The organism is Verrucomicrobiales bacterium, assembly GCA_016793885.1.
GTDB lineage: Bacteria > Verrucomicrobiota > Verrucomicrobiia > Limisphaerales > UBA11320 > UBA11320.
The window spans coordinates 1-20,430 of sequence record JAEUHE010000138.1 but is presented as its reverse complement, the minus strand read 5'-3'; the positions used below and the strand labels follow the sequence as shown (position 1 = coordinate 20,430).

10 protein-coding genes are annotated in these 20,430 nt (G+C 59.9%); 7 read left to right on the top strand and 3 right to left on the bottom strand.

The features are described from left to right. Positions 1–25: 25 nt before the first annotated feature. Positions 26–4,921, bottom strand: a complete 4,896-nt coding sequence (locus JNN07_15455; GenBank protein ID MBL9169136.1) for a hypothetical protein — start codon at positions 4,919–4,921, stop codon at positions 26–28. A gap of 530 nt (positions 4,922–5,451) precedes the next feature. Here JNN07_15455 and JNN07_15450 point away from each other — a divergent pair. From JNN07_15450 to JNN07_15440, 3 genes are all read left to right on the top strand, one after another. Further along, entirely contained in the window at positions 5,452–6,462 is a 1,011-nt protein-coding gene (locus tag JNN07_15450; protein MBL9169135.1) for a substrate-binding domain-containing protein, read from the top strand. A gap of 58 nt (positions 6,463–6,520) precedes the next feature. Continuing rightward, a complete protein-coding gene (locus JNN07_15445) occupies positions 6,521–9,409 on the top strand; it encodes a family 78 glycoside hydrolase catalytic domain (protein MBL9169134.1) in 2,889 nt (962 codons plus the stop codon). Between the two features lie 147 nt (positions 9,410–9,556). After that, positions 9,557–11,236 (top strand): SUMF1/EgtB/PvdO family nonheme iron enzyme, encoded by a 1,680-nt coding sequence (locus JNN07_15440; GenBank protein ID MBL9169133.1) that lies wholly within the window; start codon positions 9,557–9,559, stop codon positions 11,234–11,236. A gap of 623 nt (positions 11,237–11,859) precedes the next feature. Here JNN07_15440 and JNN07_15435 read toward each other — a convergent pair. Then, entirely contained in the window at positions 11,860–13,194 is a 1,335-nt protein-coding gene (locus JNN07_15435; GenBank protein MBL9169132.1) for a hypothetical protein, read from the bottom strand. Positions 13,195–13,478: 284 nt separating this feature from the next. Between JNN07_15435 and JNN07_15430 the strand changes: the two genes are divergently transcribed. Next, complete coding sequence (locus JNN07_15430) at positions 13,479–13,787, top strand: hypothetical protein (protein MBL9169131.1); 309 nt, start codon at positions 13,479–13,481, stop codon at positions 13,785–13,787. Between the two features lie 116 nt (positions 13,788–13,903). Here the strand turns inward: JNN07_15430 and JNN07_15425 are convergent, their stop codons facing one another. Beyond that, entirely contained in the window at positions 13,904–14,752 is an 849-nt protein-coding gene (locus JNN07_15425) for a tetratricopeptide repeat protein (GenBank protein ID MBL9169130.1), read from the bottom strand. A 413-nt stretch (positions 14,753–15,165) separates the two neighbouring features. Here JNN07_15425 and JNN07_15420 point away from each other — a divergent pair, with 413 nt between their 5' ends. The 3 genes from JNN07_15420 to JNN07_15410 all read left to right on the top strand — a co-directional run. Beyond that, positions 15,166–16,374 carry a phosphodiester glycosidase family protein gene (locus JNN07_15420; GenBank protein ID MBL9169129.1) on the top strand — a complete coding sequence of 403 codons (1,209 nt, stop codon included), beginning with the start codon at positions 15,166–15,168 and terminating at the stop codon, positions 16,372–16,374. After that, on the top strand, positions 16,361–19,951 hold the full coding sequence (locus JNN07_15415; protein MBL9169128.1) for a CotH kinase family protein: 3,591 nt from the start codon (positions 16,361–16,363) through the stop codon (positions 19,949–19,951). The genes JNN07_15420 and JNN07_15415 overlap by 14 nt, the downstream gene beginning before the upstream one ends. Before the next feature lie 212 nt (positions 19,952–20,163). Continuing rightward, positions 20,164–20,430, top strand: a 267-nt coding sequence (locus JNN07_15410) for a hypothetical protein (protein ID MBL9169127.1), incomplete at its 3' end; no start/stop codon positions are given.

Below are 20,430 nucleotides of genomic sequence, written 5' to 3'. Positions count from 1 at the left end.
TCCGGGAGAACCCCACGGAATCCTGCTACCGAACCTCCCGGAGCCGAAAGAATCGACGGCCTTCACTCGCAGGCGGGAGCTGGATAGAGGCTTCCGATGTCCCCTCCGCGGGAGTGATGGTCTGCCAGACGACCCATTCGAGGAGGTCCTCGGAGTGCTCGACGGCGACCGGTTTTTGGGGTAGGCCTGACCCTCTCAGGCGGAGAGTCTGATCCGATGCCGCAACGATGTGGAGCTGGACGGGGGGCGCGACCCCTAGCGAGAGCCGATAATCCCCCGATTCACCGTTCGCGGAGTCCACCGCGATGAGGACAGCACCTCCGGCGTCCACGTCGAAGGCTAACTCCAACGGAAGCTGGCCGCTGACGCTCGCGACCTCCGCCAGATCGTGCAGCTCGGTGCCCCGATAGATCCCAACGAGTCCGAAGAAGGCTCCCTCGATGCGCAGCCTGGCCTGGCCGCCTGAAGGCGGATTCCATGCAAACCAACTCGATCGGCCTCCGTAAACTCCCCCATGCCACGGCTCCTGAAATTCGCGGGTAGCGCCATAGGTCCAGCTGGATGCCTCAGCAGTGGAACCTGCCAGTCGCTCAGGTGATGCGAACGAGTCGTTCGGCGGTGGAGTCGCCTGGACTAGGCGAAGGGAAAAGTCAGCTCCTTCCGGAACGGAGGAGGCGAATCTCAGGTAGTACGGCTTCCCTTGGATCGCAGTGAAGCGGACTTCGTTGATTCCGCTGGCGAGCTGCGTCAATTCCAGCAGCTTCGTTCCTTCGAATGCACTCAGCGAATAGTAGTCTTTGTATCCAGCCAGGCTGAAGCGGGCTTCGCCCGTGTGGGGTGCTGTCCAGGTCCACCACACCGTTGGCGCCGTCGGAGAGGTCAGGGAGGGTTCACCCGGTTCTGCGGTCGCGCCCGCCAGGGATCCCTCGAAATGGTTCCGCCGGCCGCTGAGCACTATCGCCTTGGCAAAGGCGTCGTTGAGGGGCGTGCTGACCAGCCTTCCTTCCAAGTGCACGCGGGTCGCCGGGAGATCTTCGTTCTCTACCATGATGCGGTAGTTGCGGCCGGCTTGAACTCGATAAACCCCCAAGCCAGGGTTCCCGACAGTATTGCGTTGCAGGGTAAGGCCGTTCAAGCGGTCGCCGAGATAGAATCGGTGGGGACGGCTTACGCTCAGTTTGAGCAATCCATCCTGGGGCGCTGCCCAACTCCACCAGAGTGTGCGAGTAGGTGTATGGCCGAGTAGATCCTCTCCCAATTCTGTGGTCGCGAGCAGAGCGAACGCATCCGCTGAGAACTGGCTTCCTACCAACGGATTCGCGTTCGCGAAAGTGTCATTGGGTGGATTCGTCTCGAAAGAGTAGGGGAGCACAAAGGAGGGCTCGGTGGGGTACGAGTGGACCCGGATTGAATACGTCACTCCCGCTTCCACTGGATAGGCCATCCAAGGGTTGGGTTCGTAGCCCGATTGGTAGGGAATCAGGACAGGGTTTCCCTCCGGGTCGACTCGATAGAGTTCAATGGGCCGAGGCAGCGGCTGGACTTGGGCACCTTCAACGAACCAGGCACCGGTGGCCGGCGAATGCCAAGAGAACCATTGCTCCGACACGAAGTCCGCCGTGCTTCCGGCCCCCAACGGAGGTTCTATCCGCATCAGACCCTTCGAGCCCGCGAGCGGCACCGCCGCGGCAGCCGTTCCGTTGGTCACCGAACACCAGAGGGTGATCTCGGGGCTGCTGAGGATGAATCCGGAGCCCAGGCGCATGAACGCCTGTGCTGAAAATCCTCCCGGGACATTGGATTGGAACGAAACCTGGAACGGAGGCACGGTCGGGGCCGGCAACCGTTGGTCGCCGACCTGAACCCAGACATCCGCAACATTCTCGGCGCGACCGGCCAAATCAAACGACAGTTCGACCGAGGTCCCCGCAGAGATCACCCAGGGTAAAGGCTGAGGGCTCCAGGTGAGTGTAGGCCTTACCAATCCGAGGGTGAGCGTGATCTGTCGGTTCTGGGATGGATTCGGCATGGCGGACGTCGCGACCTGCACTTGGTAGCGATGGCCCGTGACCGCGTAAAAGGAAATCCTCGAACCGCTGCCCTGGACGGGTGCGACTTGCGTTAACTGCCCCAGGGTATCCCCTTCATAAACGACCACCGACGCGCTGGATGTGGTTTGCACGGTGGCCACGCCGTCAGCCGGGGCTGTCCAGTGGAACCAGATCGTTCCGTTCGTGTAAGTCTGTCCCAGGAGCGGCTCTCCCGACTCCACGGTGGCGGTGGCCACCCACGCGTTGGTGGCGCTTCCGAGCATCGCAAAGCTATTCGAGAAATCATCATTTCCAGGCTGCAGCACGAGAGCCAGCGGGCGTGAGTAGGCCAGTTCGCCCCATTGATTCGAGGCCACGATGGCGAGCCAGTAGCGCCCGGGGTTCCAGGTGGTGAAGGAAAAGGCTCCCGACTCCTGGATCGTGTGCAGGGGGAATCTGCCCCAGCCCTGTGTAGCGCCTTCAACCAGGGTCGGATCGGGAGAATAGAGCTTGAGGTAGTGCGTCAAGCCCTCCGGTCGGATCCCTGCATTCGTCACTACCAACTCTTTCGGATTTGCCAGTGAGACGACTCCGTTGCTTCCTTCGAACGCCGCCTCAACCTCTGCGAGGTGGAGCTCGAGGACCAAGCTTGAGTTAGTGCTTGGTTTGGCGGGATGGTCCGCCACCCGGATGGCGTATGTCTGGCCGGCGGCTACGGTGAAACTGCTGCCGATCTCTGGCAGTGGAGCAGGGGCTAGCGGGATCAGCCCGGAGAAGTCTGATCCTTCCGCACGATACATTTGAATCACCGGCGCGGCGACGATCGCGTTCGTCGGCGCGTTCCGCTGCACAAAAACCGCGACATTGCCCTCCCGTGGAGCCTTCCAACGAAACCAGATGCTTCTCCTCGCAGCGAGACCGCTGACGGGTTGCAGGGGCGGTTCGTTCGTTTCGGTGGAGGTTCCGTCCAGAGTGGTCCGGACCGAAAGATGGGTTCCAGTGAGCGTCTGTGCGGTGGCGAACCAATCGTTGGTGGGGCTGGCATGGAACGCGCAGTAGAATAGAGGTTGTTGCCACGTGTCATAAGGGGGGCACACGGCGCGGATCTGGTACGTTTCGCCCGGCAAGACACGAAAGCTGTTGGGGCGCGACAGGGAGGAGACGAGGGTCAGGTTGGTGAGTTCGGTTCCACGATACACCTCTCCGGCGAAACTGGAGTCGTAGTTGAAGATCTGCTCCGCATTGGCGACGGTTCCCACCGTCAGATTTCCCTCTTCGATCGAGGAGAAGGTGTACCAGGCGGTTCGGCTGGCTGCGTTGCCGTAATACCCGGCGGGTTCACCGGTCTCGGCCGAAAGACGGTCGCTCCGGAGCCGCTCGACGAATGGGGTGCTGGCAATCAGTTTTCGTTGGTCAAATTGATCGTGCGGATACTCATTGTGAACGAGCGCCAGTCGAACGTTGAACCGATTCCCCGCCTGCGCATCGTAGAACGCGATGGCATATTCCTGGCCCTCCTGGATCTCGTCCCGGTTCACGAGCGACAATCCGCTCTCGGAACTCCAGCGGAATATCCGGGCATCGATCACCGGACTTTGGAAACTCGGTTCGAGCACCAGACGGCCGGAGAACGGGGCCCTCCACCTCCACCACGCGCTGGGCATGCCGACCGGGTCGATCGCATCCGCGGTCGCACCACGGAGGTCTGCGTCGAACAAAAGGTCGATCCCTTGTAGCTCCGTTCGCTGCTCAAAGCGATCATTGGGGAGCCGCACTGTCAGGAGCGTCGGGGCGAGCCCATAGTTTCGTCCGGAGGTCGTGGTCGCTTGGATAAAGACAGTGTATTGGCCAGGGGCGATGGAGGGAATGACGTAGTCCGCCACCCGGTTGGTCTGCAAGACCACGTTAAGTGGATGGGAGAGCGCCAGCATGTAGGAGCTGATCTGATCTTGGGGAAGGTAGCCTGAGGACCGGAAAACGAAGTCCTGGGGTTTGGGCAGTTCCTTGGCGTTGTTAACAAACCCCTCCATAGATAACAGGTAGGTGGCCATGAGTCGGAACCTCATGGGCCGCCAGCTCGTTTCCTCAATGGCTATCCAGTAGGTCGTGCCCGCGGCGGTGGTGAACGTGAAGGGCGCGTCGATCTGGATTTTCTGCAGGGTCTGATTGGAGTTTCGACGGAAGATCTGGGCGTTCGCAGGAATGAACTCCCCATTCAGCCGCAGCGTGCAGACCGCTCGGCTCGGGGAGGTCCATCGATACCAAACCACCGACGTGTTCGGTGGAAAATCCACGCTTTGCTCCAGCGCATCGCTCGTGCCTCCGGACGCTCGCACGTCCCATTCGATGTCGTCACCGGTCAGCACGAACGCACGCGTCGAGATGTCGTTTTGTGGAAGCGGATCAACTCGATAGGCGAGGGTTAACCGATCCGGGGAACTTGATACGGAGGGGCCTTCCCCGCCCACGGCGATCCACAGGACTTGGCCCTTTGCGACCGAGGTTCGCAGACGGGAGAAGGGGAAGTCGCTATTCAGGGTGGAGACGGCCTTGACGAGCGAGCTGAGCGATTGACCGGTAAAGAGGGCCACGGTCTGGAGGCCATCGGGAAACCCGACACTTTGCCGTGAGAGTTCCAAGGTTCCATTGGTGGGGCTTACCCATCTGAACCAGACGCTGCCAGCCTTCAGCTCCGGGGCCTCCGGCTCTCCAGGTTGCCGGGTTGCGTTCAGGACAAAGGCCTCCAGGGTCCCGCGATCGCCGATCAGTTGGGTCGCATTCTCGAAATGATCATTGTCCGCTTGGGCGAATATTCGAGTGCTCACCGAACACGAGAACGCGATCAAGAGAGGAAGCAACCACGAGGTCAGACACACCTTGGCGAAATGCATATAAATACAGATGTTATAGTAATGTTGGTTTGCCCGGGGTCAAGGCGCGGGTGCGACCTCCTGCCGCTTGGGGTGTGATTAGAAGTGGGTGAGATTTAGATTGAATTCCGCGTGTAGGCTCCCGCGATGGTGCGGGCTTTCAGCCCTCGGCGTGCGTGGGGGATGGCCACCTGGGGTTGTCACCCCAGGCTGGTATGGTGCTGGGCCTTTGGCCCGTGGAGTCTAACGCCACTGGTGGAGCCCCTACGTATCTGGGCTCACTCGTCTAAGCTGGGTTGCATCGGTCCAGTGAATCGTTGCCCTTGAGCGCCAACGGTGCGTCCCATCCCAGCCTGGGGTGACAACCCCAGGTGGCCATCCCCCCTTGCATCAAGGGCTGAAAGCCCGGCATAAGGCCGCCGAGTCCGTCGCGAATTCACCACCATTCTCGCCCGGGTTTAATCACACCCTGCCGCTTGCATCTGGCCGGTTCCGAGGTTGCAACCGTTGCAGATCTCGCCTCATGATCCCCTCTACCACTTACTTGACCTATGCAAAAGCTTATCACGCTGCTGGCATCACTGGCGATGCTGGGGACCGTTGGATGCAATAAACCGGCCGAAACAGGTTCGAACTCGGGGGGGACCGCCTCAGCCAAGCGGACCATCGCGCTGATGCCCAAAAGCAAAGGCAACGCTTACTTCATCTCTTGCAAGCAGGGTGCCGATCAGGCCGCCGGGGAATTGAAGGCGGATCTCTTGTTCGACGGCCCGACGGATCCGGACCCCGCCAAGCAGAATGAGATCATCGAGAACTGGATCACCTTGGGCGTGGACGTGATCGCCGTGGCCTGCGAAAACAAGGAAGGCATCTCCACCGCCCTCCGCAAGGCGAAGCAAAAGGGGGTGAAGGTGTTGACCTATGACTCGGATGCCGCCACGGATGCCCGCGACTTCTTCGTCAACCAAGCCACCCCGGAGGGCATCGGCCATACCTTGATGGACGAAGCCGGCCGCCTGCTGGGCGGGGAGGGGGAATTCGCCATTATCACGGCATCCCTGACCGCGGCCAACATGAACGAATGGCGTAAACACATCGAAGCCCGGTTGGCCGAGAAATATCCCAAAATGAAACTCGTGGCCACCAAGCCCTGTGATGATCTGAAGGACAAAGCCCAGACCGAAGCGACCTCGCTGCTCAGCGCTTATCCGAATCTTAAGCTCATCATGGCGATCTGTTCTCCGGCGGTGCCGGGAGCGGCGGAGGCGGTGAAGCAGGCTGGCAAGGCGGGCACCGTCAAAGTCATCGGCCTGGGACTGCCCAGCGAGAATCGAAGGTATGTGAAGGAGGACGTCACCCAGAGCGTCATTCTTTGGAAGACAGTCGATCTGGGCTACCTGACGGTTCATGCCGCGAATGGGTTGGCCGCCGGAACATTAAAGCCCGGGGCGACCTCCTATGCCGCGGGTCGGCTCGGTAATCTGGAGATCCAGGGGGATCAGATCCTCTTGGGGAAACCGTTTATCTTTAACAAAGAGAACATTGATCAGTTCGATTTTTGAGTCTGGGTCGGGCTGGGTTCCTCACGTTGCAGATGTCTCACGGTCCTATGCCACTGTTATGTTGAATCGCTGTCTGATGCCGGGGTCGTGGGCGTTGCTGGTTGCCGGTCTTCTGATCGGGCCCTGGCCGGTATCCCTGTCGGCCGAGGGGTTGAGCCCGGTCGCGTTGCGAACCGAGTGGCTTCAGAATCCGCTGGGCATTGATAGCCCTTCTCCGCGCCTCAGCTGGAAGCTGGAATCCAGTTTGCGCGCCCAGCGACAGACTGGTTATCGCGTGCTGGTCGCCAGCTCCAAGCAAGCCCTCGAAGCAAACTCGGGCGACTTATGGGATACCGGCAAAGTGGCGTCGGACGAGACCATCGGCCGGGCCTATGAAGGGAAACCGCTCGGTTCAGGCCAGCTCTGTTTCTGGAAGGTGAAGGTTTGGGATCAGGCGGGGCAAGAATCCGAATGGAGCGAGACGGCCAGCTGGTCCATGGGATTGCTCGATCCTCGTGACTGGAAAGCAGTGTGGATCAGTGTTCGCGACAAGACGCCCTTGCATCGGGATCGCGATCAGCTCCACCTCCCTCCCGCTCGGCACTACCGCAAAGAGTTTGGCCTTCCGAAGGCGGTTCGGCGTGCGACCATTTACGCTTCGTCCCTCGGACTCCATGAGCTGTACCTCAACGGTCGGCGAGTTGGCGATGCCCTGCTCGAGCCTGGGTGGAGCGACTACGCCAAGCGGGTGTATTATCGCACCCACGATGTGACCGGATTGGTGAGGGCAGGGACCAACGCGATCGGGGGAATTGTGGCCGATGGATGGTATGCCGGCTATGTTGGCTATGGGCTGCTGGTCGGTTACGGGCCGTACCGTACAGGCCGGTCGATCTACGGGAAGACGCCCGCGTTGTGCGCTCAGCTGGAGGTTGAGTTTGAGGATGGAACACGTTCCTGGGTAGGGACGGATGCCACCTGGAAGGTGACCGACCAGGGTCCCATCCGCGAGGCTGACCTGATCATGGGAGAAACCTTTGATTCGCGGGCCGAACTGACGGGCTGGGCTGAGGCGGGCTTTGACGATCGACAGTGGGCGCCCTGTATTCGGGCGGAGGGGAACGGCAGTGTGAGGGCGATCTTTTCGGACACCATGGGGGATCGCGAGGTCGATCTCGGCTTTCGGGCACCGCCTGTTTTGCAATCGTATCCAGCTCCCGCGATCCGGGTGACCCAGGAGTTGCCCGCCATTCAGCTGATGAAGCCCAATCCGGGCGTCTATATTTTCGATTTCGGCCAGAACTTCGCCGGCGTGGCTCGGCTCAAGCTGCGCGGGGTCCGCGGGACCAAGGTGCAAATCCGCTACGGCGAACTATTGCACCCGGATGGCCGGCTCATGACGGAGAACCTGCGGAAGGCCCGGGCTACCGACTATTATATTTTGAAAGGGGACCCGGCCGGCGAAGTTTGGACTCCCAGGTTTACGTATCACGGCTTTCAGTATGTTGAGATTTCCGGAGTGCCGGTGCGTCCTGAGCTTCAAGATGCGGTCGGGTTGGTGATGCACAACGACACGCCTCTGGCGGCCACCTTCTCCTGCAGCGACCCGGTTCTCTCCAAGTTTTGGACCAACGCGCTGTGGACTCAACGCGCCAATTTCGTGGAGGTGCCTACGGATTGCCCTCAGCGGGACGAGCGTCTGGGCTGGATGGGCGATGCGCAGATCTATGCCCGGACGGCCTCCTTTAACGCGGATGTGGCCGCTTTTTTCACCAAATGGCTCGACGATGTGGCCGAGGCGCAACGCTCGTTCGGAGCTTATCCCGACTATGCCCCCTATCCGATGTCGCATGGAGAACCCCGAAAGTCGTTTGGCACGGCCTGGATGGATGCGGGGATCATCTGTCCATGGACCATGTGGAAGGTCTATGGGGACAAGCGTCTCGTGGATCGTCAGTGGAAATCGATGTCCCGGTTCATGGAGTTCCGCATGGCCGCGAGTTCCAAACATCTGGGTTTATCCATTGGCAACACCTGGGGCGATTGGCTGAACCTCGGCGAAGAAACGCCGATTGAGTTTATCGATACCTGCTATGCCGCGCATACCTCGGCGCTCATGGCGGAGCTGGCCGAAGCAACGGGTCGCGACGTGGAGGCGTCCAACTATCGGCGGTGGTTTGGCGAGGTGCGGGCCGCCTTCCTCAAACACTATGGGCTGCCCCGAGGCGGGTTGAAGGTGGATACGCAGACCGCCTACGTGCTGGCGCTGGCCTTTGAGCTGTTGCCGGAGGATCAGCGCAAGGCAGCTGCGGATCGGCTGGCCGAGAAAATCGCCAAGAACGGCCATCGAATGGCTACCGGATTTCTGGGGACGAAGTGGCTGCTGCCGGTTCTGACCGCCCACGGGCATCACGATCTGGCGTTGCGACTCTTTCAAAGCCGGGACTTTCCCTCCTGGGGCTACGAGGTGATCAACGGCGCGACGACGGTCTGGGAGCGCTGGGATAGCTATACCAAGGAGGAGGGCTTTGGACGCCACAACGCCGCGATGAACTCCTTCAGCCACTATTCGTTTGGAGCGGTCTGCGAGTGGGCGTTTCGCTCGCTGGCGGGCATCGACACGGATGGACCGGCCTATAAGCAGATCGTGATTCGGCCTGGACCCGGAAAAGGCGACCTCGATCCCCAGGCGAAGAGTGCGCCCATTGATAGGGTTGATGCCACTTACAACTCGATCCGGGGTCCCATTCGAAGTTCGTGGCACCGGGATGGATCCGTGTTTTCGCTGAACCTGACGGTGCCGGCGAATGCCACGGCCACGGTCTATTTCCCCGCGCGGGATGAGGCCAGTATTTCCGAGGGTGGGCATCCCGTGGACCAATCCGAAGGCGTCCGAGTTCTGCGTCGCGAAGGGGATCGAGTGGTGATGACTGTCGGGTCGGGCGAGTATCAGTTTCAAAGCCGCTGATCGATTCTCAGTTGAATACCTGAGGGGGTGTCCTTCGTCCTCAACTTGACTCTTGATAACCTTGGGTTCTGGTAAGAAACTCTTCTCTCAATGTTTGCGACTGATTTTTCTCGAACGATGTGGGTATCCGCCGTCATGGGAGCGACCATGGTGTCGGGCTTTGCTGCTGAACCCATTGATTTTCAAACACATGTTCGGCCGATTCTGGAATCGACCTGCCTGAGCTGCCACGACGCTGAACATCCGAAGGGGAAGCTCCGCATGGATACGGCGGCCGCGACCAAGAGCGGCGGCGAGAACAAAGGAGCGGGTTTGGTGCCCGGCAAGCCCGAGGAAAGCTCGATCTACAAGAGCATTATCCTCCCGGCCGATCACGATGATATCATGCCGCCCAAAGGGGATGTGCTGACCAAGGAGCAGGTGTCGGTGCTCAAGCAGTGGATTGAGCAAGGTGCCAACTGGCCTGCGGATGTGACCTTAAAGAAGATCCGTCGCGCTGAATTTACCAAGGATATCAAACCCATTTTGGAGCAGAACTGCGTGTCCTGCCATCGGGCGGATTACATCAAAGGTGAGCTCCGGCTTGATGAGAAGGAAGCGGCGTTCCGTGGGGGCGAGAGCGGTTCTGGCATCGTCCCATTCGATCCGAAAAAGAGCCGGGTTTTCGTGACCACGACCTTGACGGCGGATGATGATGGTGTGATGCCTCCGGCCAAAAAGGGTGGACCGATGCCCAAGGAGAAGGTGGAGTTGCTGCAGGCCTGGATTGAGCAGGGTGCTCCTTGGCCTGATGGGGTGAAGCTGGAAGCCAAGAAGGCGGAAAGCGCACCGGGGGCCAACGAGGGAGAGTTGGTCAAAAACATTCATAAGATGATCGTGGAGAAATCCAAGGTGGCGTCAGCCGCCGCCATGGAGCGCTACACCAACCTCATTCCTGGCACCAAGATTCGGTATGCCATGGTGGCGATTCCGGGGGGAGAGGTTCTGATGGGCAGTCCGGAGACCGAGGCCAAGCGCCAGGACGATGAGGGACCTCGTGTGAAGATTCAGATCCCTCCGTTCTGGATGGGGCAATATGAAGTGACCTGGAACGAGTTCGAACTGTTCATGTATCCGGACGAAGAACATAAGTTCAAATCCGAGATCAGCACGGATCCCGAGGTCGACAAGGTTTCTGATGTGGTGACCCGTCCGACCAAGCCGTACGTGGAGATGAGTTTTGGAATGGGCAAGGACGGGTTCCCGGCGATCAGTATGACCCATCACGCGGCCAACAAGTTTTGTCAGTGGCTCAGCGCCAAGACCGGACATTTCTACCGTCTGCCTACGGAAGCCGAATGGGAGTATGCGTGTCGCGCCGGATCGACGACCGCTTATTCGTTTGGCGACGATGCCAGCAAGATTGGCGAATATGCCTGGTATGAGAAGAATAGCGATTTCAAGTATCAGAAGGTGGGTAAGAAAAAGCCCAACGCTTGGGGTTTGTATGATATGCACGGCAACGTGGCCGAGTGGTGCTTGGATCAGTATCAGCCTTCCTTTGAGGCCCTGAAAGCTTTAGGGGAGCTCAACCCCTATGTTCCCTCGAAGACTCCCTATCCGCACGTCGCGAAGGGTGGATCCTGGGATGATGAGCCGAAGAGCCTCCGATCTGCGGTCCGCCGCGCTTCCGATAAGAGTTGGAAGATGCAGGATCCTCAGCTTCCGAAGAGCATCTGGTATTTGACGGATGCCCAGTTCCTTGGCTTCCGCATTGTGCGCCCCTTGCAAGTGCCGAGCGCTGAAGAGATGCAGAAGTATTGGAACAACGGGGTAGAAAAGGAATAAGTCCCACGAGCAGCCTGTCGGACTTGTCCCCAGCGGACGTGAGTCCGGCTGTGGAGCCCTGTTGTGCTTCATGGGAAGGGGACACCTCCGAAAAACGGACGTGAATCGAGGTCATGAACCTGGTGGCAGGGGAGCGAGCGGGGCAACGCCAGCGTTTCACACGTTGGCGGCAGGTCCCGAACCCAGCAGGGTTCAAAGAGATCTAGCCGGGGGTGCTCGCACCCCCGGAACCGTTAAAAGTACGGAGCATCGCGCAGCGATGCCACCGGCTTCTGAGACTTGTGTCACCCGACTCAAGGAACCTCATCGGTTCGTCAGTCCGTTCGCCAACGGGTGGCACACCTTTCACGGTGCTGTTGAATGGGGGGGGTGACAGACCGGGGGTGTCGCTGCGCTCCACGCCCCGGCTAATTTCTTTGAACCCTGCGGGTTCTAGTCCCTCCAACGGTGGCGTTTACAATAGGAGACGTGTCTCCGAGCGGACTCAATTGAGGCAAAACAGACCGATTCTAAGCAGTCAGACCGAATTTCCCAATAATCCAGCATGGACGACGCTACAGTCGTAGCGTGAGCCGTGTCGGCCCATGGGGTTGAGAGGGCAGGTCTCGGCGGCGACCCCGCCGTTAGCGGGAGAGTCGATCGAGGATGTTTCGCGTGATTCGTTCCACAATCGGATCCTTGCCTCGCAGCCCGTGAGCCCAATCCGTGGCTCCCGACGTCACCACCGTCCCGCCCCGAGTGTACGTTCCCAGCACGGCCGCCCCGACGCGGCCCTTGGCGAAGCGCTCGTACCAGTAGGCGTCATCCGGATGCCACTTCGCTTCGCAGGTTCCCAAGATTGAGAAAGTTTTGGGCGTTCCGTCGTTGCCCGTCGGCACGGGGAGGCCATTTTCCATCCGAATCTCGCAGCCGTCGCACTCGTAACCCACAATGGTATCCTTGCCCCCGAACGTATCTCCCCGCTTCAGCTGAGTTCCTTGGAAGATCCAGTGATCGGGTTGATGGACGGTGTATGCGCCTTTGCCGTCCATGAATTGGCCGTGGCTCAGGTGGTAACCTCCCCACAGGAAGCCGACCCCGGTCAGTTGGTTTTCCGGGCGTCCCACCAAGTGATGGCTCCATAGGGTGCTCAGCAGGCGGTGGTCCCCCGCGGAATACACGGGATCGAACTGGAAGGCTTGCTTCCAGCAGGTGAGCGCGTTGCCGTTGTCCTCGCTTCGGACCTGCCAGCAGCACGTGTTCCCGCTGAAGAAGGCGACGTTGCCACCTTTGCCGATGTACTCCTCCAGGTGGTCCCGCATCTTGGAAGACCAATATTCGTCGTGCCCCACACTCAGGACGAGACGGTACTTGGCCAGCAGCTCAGGACGTGCTTCCAAATCCTGGTTGGCACAGTAGTCCAGGGTGTAGCCTTGAGCTTCAGCCCACTCCACAAATGGGCGTTCCCAATTGTTGAACTGGCTGGCGGGTGGACGCAGGAACGACACGCGATGCCCTTGGGCGCCTCCGCGGGCGTTGTAGCTGTAGAGGCTGAGTCCTCCGTAGTTGTTGTACGCGTTGTAGGTGTTGGAACTGAGCTGAAGGAGGATCGAGGTATTCTTTCCGGGCTCGGACGGCCGGAGAATAAAGAAGCAATCTGCCTCGGCGGTGCGGCGTCCGCGGCGCGAGTAGGAGCCGCCTCCATCCGAGACTCGCAGTGTCACCAGATAGTAGCCGCTGCGCCAGTGGGACGGGATCTTGAACTGATGTCCGACCGGCCAGCCGCATCCGTTGGCCGAGGCGTCGTCGGGGACCGGATAGGCTTTCACCGGAACACGCATGAAATTCGTGACGGTTTCCCGCTGGACACCCAGGCGCGCGATCTCAATGCCGACCACCGACGCGGTGCTCGAGAGATGAAGCGAGAGGTCGTCGCCTGGCTGATAGCTCACTTGACCCGTGTAGCCCTCCACCCACAGCGAGGTTGGGTCCTGAGCCCGAACAGAAACCGCAGCAGTCAACAGGAGCACGAGCAGGAGCAGGCGGACGGGGAGGAGACGGTAAATCGATTTTATCATGGAGCGGATGCAGGGGTTCATGCGTTGACCTGCTTTCCGTAGCCCGAAAACGGGGCCTTTCCAAGATAAACTTGATCGGGTGGTGGACACTTAAGGGATCTGGGCGCCTGTCGATTATTTCCCTAGAGGAGATGGTTCCATCTCTGGACTGAGTTCAGCTTTGGAATGGCTCAGAAAAGGCAGTTATGAAATCCAAATCGCTTCATACGGAAATTAAGCGGAAGTCCTCCGGGCTTCCGATGCTCACCACTCGGCTCGCCTGGGGAATGCTGGTGGGCGGTCTCGTCATGCTCATGGTCAAATCGGAAGCCCCGGTGGAGGTTCGAGCTTCAGAGCTCCGGGAAGTGCGTTCGGACGCTCCGGTTACCAGCCTCAGCACCGCCACGAGCGACCGGCTGAAGGATGGCCCCAGGCTGGTCGATGTCTTGCCTGCGGTGGACCTGTCTCGGAGGGTGGATTTAAGCTATCCGATTGAGCTGCCTTTGAGCAAGTAGACGGCCGAGTGTTCCGGCCAGATCCTTCGGTTCCGCGGCTCTGGCCGGTGTTAGCCTTCAGGCCTCCCAGGGCCATCAGTCAACCGGCCTTGGACGACGGAACAAACTAGTAGCACCTATTTCTGCACGGCCTCCAAGGCCTCGCGGATTCGCTTTTCGAACTCCTGGATGGCCGGGACATTTCGGCGAGAAGGAGGGAGTGATTTGAGGTGGTCCAAGGCCTGGCTGTAGGCGGTCTTCGCCTCCCCAAACCGGCCGGCCTGCTGCAGAATTTCTCCCTTCCGGGCATACCAAGTCTCTTTGCGCGGGGATCGCGCGATCAGCTGATCGAGCCGAGCGATGGCCGCATTGGTTTGGCGCCTGCGCAGCTCCAGTTCGATGGCATGCAGTCGAAGAGTGATCACGGAACCCAATCGTTCGGCCCCTTCATCCAGCCCCGCGATCGCCTCATCCAGATGCTTTCCATCCTCGGTAATCAAGATTTGAGCCCGCTCGAGGTAAAGTTCGGGGCGGGGTTCGGCGGACGAGCGGATGGCCGCGGTGTAGTCTGCGACCGCCGCCGCCCGGTTGGTCAGCTGGAGAAAAGCCTTCGCGCGAGCGCTCAGCCCGATCACATGGTTCGTCTCGCGGGACAAGAAACGATCCAGGTAGAGCTTGGCGCTGTTGGGCCACTTGGCTTCCACGTAGAGCAGCCCCCTCGCCAAATCCAACATGGGTGTGTTGGTCGAGTAGCGCTGCGCCAGTTCGTAGTCGTGGAGAGCGAGATCAAACTCTCCGTGACGACGGTTCAATTCCCCCCGGCGAAAGTAGGCATCGGCGTCGCGGGGATTCTGACGGATCTCTTCATTGAGAACCCGGACCATTTCATGAGTGTCCCCGTGAGCCGCCGCGCGGGTGGGAAGCAGACCCCCCGCGCTCCCGATCCAGAATGCCAGCGCGACGGACGAACTGAGAAAGCCTTTCATACGTGTTTTCTTCGATTCCCAGGAGCGGTGGTGAGCTTCCCGTCAGGCCGGGACCGCGCCAACCGCTTCGCCAGCAGCATCCCCAGCCGTGAGCTGGATGCCGCGACGCTAACCAGCCGAGAGTGTCTCGGAGTCCAATGCCGGGCAATGTTTAATCGGGGGTTGTGCCATTGTGGCGCAGTTTGGGTTTATCTGGCGCGCAACTTTCTCGAAACTTTATTTGCCCTTCGGCTGTCTTAATTCGTGTTCCCGGGTCTTTTAAGAGGAACCCCGGGTAATCTGGGTGTGACCCAAAACGCGTTGGCGTCGTTCAACAGAGTGAGCTGATTTGGATTATGGATCTACTGCCGCCCAAAAATGGTTCTCGTTCTTCCGTTGTCAGTTCGTTAAGGAGGTGCGTAAGCTCTCCCGCCATGCAAGCCTCGCTACCCGGGTCGGGAAGGAAAGCTCTAGCGACGACGATGCTGCTAGTCGGGGTGGTCTTAGCTGCCTGGCCTGAACTGCGCGCTGAGGAACCGTCGTCCGGAGCCACCGCCGCTGCTCGGCCATCCTCGGCTGGCACCGGAATTCAGTATAAGAACGACAAGATTTCCTTCAGCCCATCCGAGCCGCTTTCCATTCATGTGGTGAAGGTCGATCGTTCGCGCCCCGACCTGGTGCTAGCGACCACTCTCGCCAAGGGCACGGTGCTGGAGTTGGGCACGCTCAGCGACCAGGTCAAAGCGATGCAGACGGCGGGCATGCGACCTCAGGTGGCCATCAACGGAGACTTTTATCGCACCGATCGCGAGCCCTACGCCGGCGATCCCCTGGGCTTCCAGGTCATGCAGGGAGAGTTGGTGAGCGGAGCGCGCACGAACCAGCCGTGCTTCTGGATCGACGCGGGGGGCACGCCGCATTTGGGGGTCATGGAGGACCGATTCGAAGTGACCTTTCCGAGCGGAGCGACGCTGCCATTTGAGCTGAACGAGGAGCGTTTGAAAGAGACCGTTCGCGTTTACACGCCGCGGCTGGGGGCATCGACCCAGACATCCGGCGGCAAGGAGATCGTCCTGGAGCGGGCCGATGAGGCGGATTGGCTGCCGCTTAAGTCCGGAAAACTGCTGCGCGGCAAGATTCGGGAGATTCGCGATCAGGGAAACACCAAGTTATCCCCGGACGTGGTGGTGGTGTCGCTCGATTCCGCGGTGGTTGCGCGGGCGGGAAAGATGGCGGTGGGGGATCTGGTCAAACTCTCGCCGCGCACCATTCCCGACACCACGGGATGCGAGATCGCGTTGGGGGGCGGGCCTTTGTTATTGCGCGATGGCAAGCCGGCCACCTATCGGGGCAGGAACGATCGGCACCCTCGGACCGCCTTCGGTTGGGATGATGCCTATTGGTATTTAGTGGAGGTGGACGGTCGACAGAGCCAGCTTTCGGTGGGGATGACCATTCCTGAACTCTCCGAGTATCTGCAAAAAATCGGAGTCAAGAACGCCTTGAACCTTGATGGCGGAGCTTCTGCCACCGTATGGTTGTTCGGACAGGTGGTGAACAGCCCGAGTCACGGGCGTGAACGAAACACCGCCAATGGACTGGTGATATTGAAGAAAGATTCGCCCCGTCGTGATCCTGACTAACGACATTCTTGGTCGCACCCGAGCCGGTTTTCTATTTCTTTTCCAGATCTTCCGCTTCGCTCGAGGACCGGTGAGTCCAGGGTGGTGTCCTCGATGGTTTGCCGGGAGTTGCCTGGCTGGGGTCCTGGGCTGCGTCCTGGTCCCTGCGGTCGCGGTTGCGGCGCCCCGGGTGATCATTTCGGAGGTGATGGCCTCGAACCGGCGAACCGTGTTGGATGAGGACCGGCAGCTGTCGGATTGGATCGAGCTTTTCAACGCGGGGGATGAGGTGGTGGACTTGAAGGGATGGTCGCTTACGGACGATCCGAAGCAGTTGAACAAGTGGGTTTTTCCCGAGTCTCCTTTGGGCATAGGGGATTATCTTCTGGTGTTCGCCTCGGGCAAGGATCGGCGGCAGCCTGGACGTGAGCTGCACACCAATTTCAAACTGGATACGGATGGCGATTATCTGGCCTTGGTTCAGTCCGACGGAAGGACGATCTCCACCCAGTTCAAGCCCAAGCTTCCCGCGCTGCGTCCTGATGTCTCGTATGGCATTCCGTTGCGCGAGGAGGTGCATCGCCTGGTTCAGTCGGATGCCGTGAAATGGGTCCGGGTGCCGACGGGAGAAGTTGGGACCCAGTGGTTGGAGCCAGCCTTTGACGCTTCCGGTTGGAGCACGGGCAAAGGGGGCGTCGGGTTCGATTCGACCACCAATTTGCTGCCTTGGTTAGGTGCCGATGTGGGGACTTTGATGAAGGGAAAGAGTGCCGCGGTTCTGGTGCGCGTTCCGTTCAGCCTGAGTCAGACGGATTTCAGCCGTCTCGCCCTGCGCATGTTTTATGATGACGGATTCGTGGCCTGGATCAATGGTCGCGAAGTCGCCCGCCGCAATGCGCCTGAATCGCTGACGGGCAACCTGGCCGCGTCTCGTTCGCGAGACACCGCCAGCAGCGTGGATTGGAGCGAGGGTTTCGAGGGGGAGCCTCAGTACGTGCTCATGAACGGGGACCCGGCGGGGAAAGCGCGAGTGAGCACCTCGACTCCGGACACCAACCGATTCCTTCGTTTGATCAATGGCCGGTTGCCTGAGCAGCTGAACGGAGTGGCCTTTCCGCAGACCCTTACGGGAGCCCCGGCGGCAGTCCAGCTGGACTTCGACTTTCGGATCAAGGGCGGGGGCGGCAATCCCAATCGTCTCACGCTGGCGTTAATTCCGGTGAAGGACTTCGGAGCGAGCGGCCCCGGGCTGCCTTTGAAGGCGTTCGCCACCGGCTCCGATCCCGAGCCGCAAGGTGCGACGCTGGTGCAGTTGGAGATCGATCCGAGCGGCCAGAACTCTCGTGTGTATCTGTATTCTCCGGGAGGGGAGAAAATCGATGTCCCCGTGCGGGAGCCCAGCCTGGGCTGGCGCTTCTATCACCGTGCCTCCCTGAAGATGGATTACACGGCGCAGGGTGCCGCGGTGACGTTGAAGGTGCTGACCGACGTCCGGGGCGGTTCGGGTCGCGAGGCCGTCATTGCGAATCGCGTTCCGATGCCTGGGCTCAAGCCGGTTCCTTCCCGACTTCAGATCATCGGGCATAGCCGTGCCAGCCTCGTGACGATGGATCTGGAGAATTTGCAGGCCCGCTGGACACCTTCGGCGGATGCTCTGAGTGAGGACTTCGACCTCACTGCCTGGCGGAGCGCTCTCCGGCCGGGAACGAATGTGCTCTGTGTGCTGGGGTTGAACCGGGCTGCTGAGGATTCGGACTTCCTGATCCTCCCGGAGCTGTATGCGTTCAGCACCCAGCTGCGCTTGGATTCGCCGCGTTATTTTTCACCGGCGTCGCCCTTGTCGGCGAACAGCGATCCGGGTTTCGGGGCCGTGGCACCTACCCCAACCGTCTCCCCGCGTGGCGGTGCCATCCGCGGCAATCAGTCGGTGAAGCTGGCATCCTCTTTGCCCGGGGGCGTGATCCGCTACACTTTGGACGGTCGTGAGCCGACCGAATCCTCTGAGGTTTACTCAGCGCCGTTGGAGATTGGTTCGGGGGCGGTGTTAAAGGCCTCCGTCTTTGCGCCGGGCTATCTGTCGAGCGAAGCCGTCCTGGAGACCTACACTCAACTCGAGAAGGATGTCGAAGAATTCAGTTCCAATCTGCCCATTCTGGTGCTGACTTCTTCCCGACGTCCCAACTCGGAGACGCAGAAAACGCCGGTGGTGGCCCGGTTCATCGAGCCAGGGCAGGGGCGTGCTCAGCTCAAAGGGGCGGCGTCGTTGGAGATTCGTGGGGATGTGAATGTCCGAGGGTTCAGCTCGACTCGTTACCCCAAAAAGTCATTCACTTTCCGGCTTCGGGACGAGTATGGGGAGAAAGCCAAAGTAGGGCTGCTCGGCATGCCTAAGGATTCAGACTGGGTGCTGTTGGCGCCTTATCCTGACAAGACGCTCATGCGCGATGTGCTGGCTTACGATCTGAGCCGAGCGATGGGTCACTACGCCACCCGCACACGGTTCGTGGAGGTTTTCCTGAACCAGACGGGCGACAGCCTGTCGTTCCGCGACTACGTCGGCGTGTATGTCTTGGTTGAGAAGATCAAACGCGGCAAGAATCGGGTGGATATTCAAGAGCTGGGTCCCAGCGACAATGGTGATTCCGAGATTTCCGGTGGGTATATTTTTAAACGAGATCATTCGAACAAGGAGTCACCTACCTTCACGTCGCGTGGCGGAGAGTTCTTTATGGTTGAGCCGGACGCCGAGGACATTTCTCCTCAGCAGCGAGAATGGATCGAGCGTCATTGGCGAGCGTTGGAGCGATCGATTTTTGGCAATCAGTTCCTCGATCCCCGGAAGGGCTATCAGCACTACTTGGACGTGCCCTCCTTCATCGACCAGCATTGGCTCATCGAGATGTCCAAGAACATCGATGGCTTCCGTTACAGCGTTTACTTCAGCAAAGATCGCGGTGGCAAGGTCAAGTCGGCACCGGTGTGGGACTGGAACCTGAGCTTCGGGAACGCCAACTACCTGGATGGGGAGAGTCCCTCGGGATGGTATACTGAGCAGCTGCGGGACACCGAGATCTCCTGGGCGCGGCGGTTGGTGGCGGATCCGGAGTATAATCAAAAGCAGTTGGACCGTTGGTGGGAGTTGCGTCGGACTGTTTTCCAACCCGAATCCATCCATCGTCGCATTGATGAAATGGCTGCGCTGCTGCAGGAGGCACAAGCCCGCAACTTCCGGCGCTGGTCAATTCTAGGGCGTCACGTGCATCCCAACGCGTTTGTGGGTGAGACCTATCAGGAGGAGATCAACTACATGAAGGAATGGGTGAAGGATCGCATTGCCTGGATCGACCGGCAGATGCCCGCTCCGCCGTCCATTCAGGTCAAGGCGGAGAATGGGGAGACCCGGGCCACCGTGAAGGGGAGGGGTGGAAAAATCTTCTATACGTTGGATGGTTCCGACCCTCGGCAGCCGGGCGGCGAACCTTCGCCGAGCGCCAAGCCCTACGAAGCGCCCATCCGACTGGGTGGCACCGCGAAGTTGTTGGTTCGAGTGCGGACTGAAGATGTCATGTGGGGACCTTTGGCGGTTTGGGAAAAGTGAGCAGGATCGGGGCACTTTAACCGTGGATTTCACGGATGACCCGGATTAAGAACCTGATAGCCCCGGAATCGCCGTCCGGCTGCCCTCGTGGCCGGTTGGTGGGGAAGGGTGGTGTGGTGGTGTGAAGTGCACATCACGGGTCTCAGCGGGAGCGGCGGCAAACCGAGCTCGATTGTTGGGCTGGATATGCTTACGGTCGCGCTTAGAAGTGCATGATTTGCGGCGTAATTACGAAGAACGCGCGGCGGAATACGAGTAGGGCAGGGCTTTCCAATCCGGCCTGCTCACCGCTTCTGACCCGCTGCCGCAGGTTGCGGCGTCCCGAGGATCGGATCGGAAGGTGGCTATCCAGGGATCCGATTGGCGACAAAGGAGGGCTGAACTATTATTCGTTTGTTGAGAACGGACCAAACACCAAAATCGATCCCGATGGACGAGACATTTTCGTGGACCCAGGTCCCATTGACCCTCTCAACCCA

Bases quoted from the DNA above. Each gene is read 5' to 3' on its own strand.
- JNN07_15455 (MBL9169136.1), bottom strand. From the start codon at position 4,921: ATGCATTTCGCCAAGGTGTGTCTGACCTCGTGGTTGCTTCCTCTCTTG.
- JNN07_15450 (MBL9169135.1), top strand. From the start codon at position 5,452: ATGCAAAAGCTTATCACGCTGCTGGCATCACTGGCGATGCTGGGGACC.
- JNN07_15445 (MBL9169134.1), top strand. From the start codon at position 6,521: ATGTTGAATCGCTGTCTGATGCCGGGGTCGTGGGCGTTGCTGGTTGCC.
- JNN07_15440 (MBL9169133.1), top strand. From the start codon at position 9,557: ATGGTGTCGGGCTTTGCTGCTGAACCCATTGATTTTCAAACACATGTT.
- JNN07_15430 (MBL9169131.1), top strand. From the start codon at position 13,479: ATGAAATCCAAATCGCTTCATACGGAAATTAAGCGGAAGTCCTCCGGG.
- JNN07_15425 (MBL9169130.1), bottom strand. From the start codon at position 14,752: ATGAAAGGCTTTCTCAGTTCGTCCGTCGCGCTGGCATTCTGGATCGGG.
- JNN07_15420 (MBL9169129.1), top strand. From the start codon at position 15,166: ATGCAAGCCTCGCTACCCGGGTCGGGAAGGAAAGCTCTAGCGACGACG.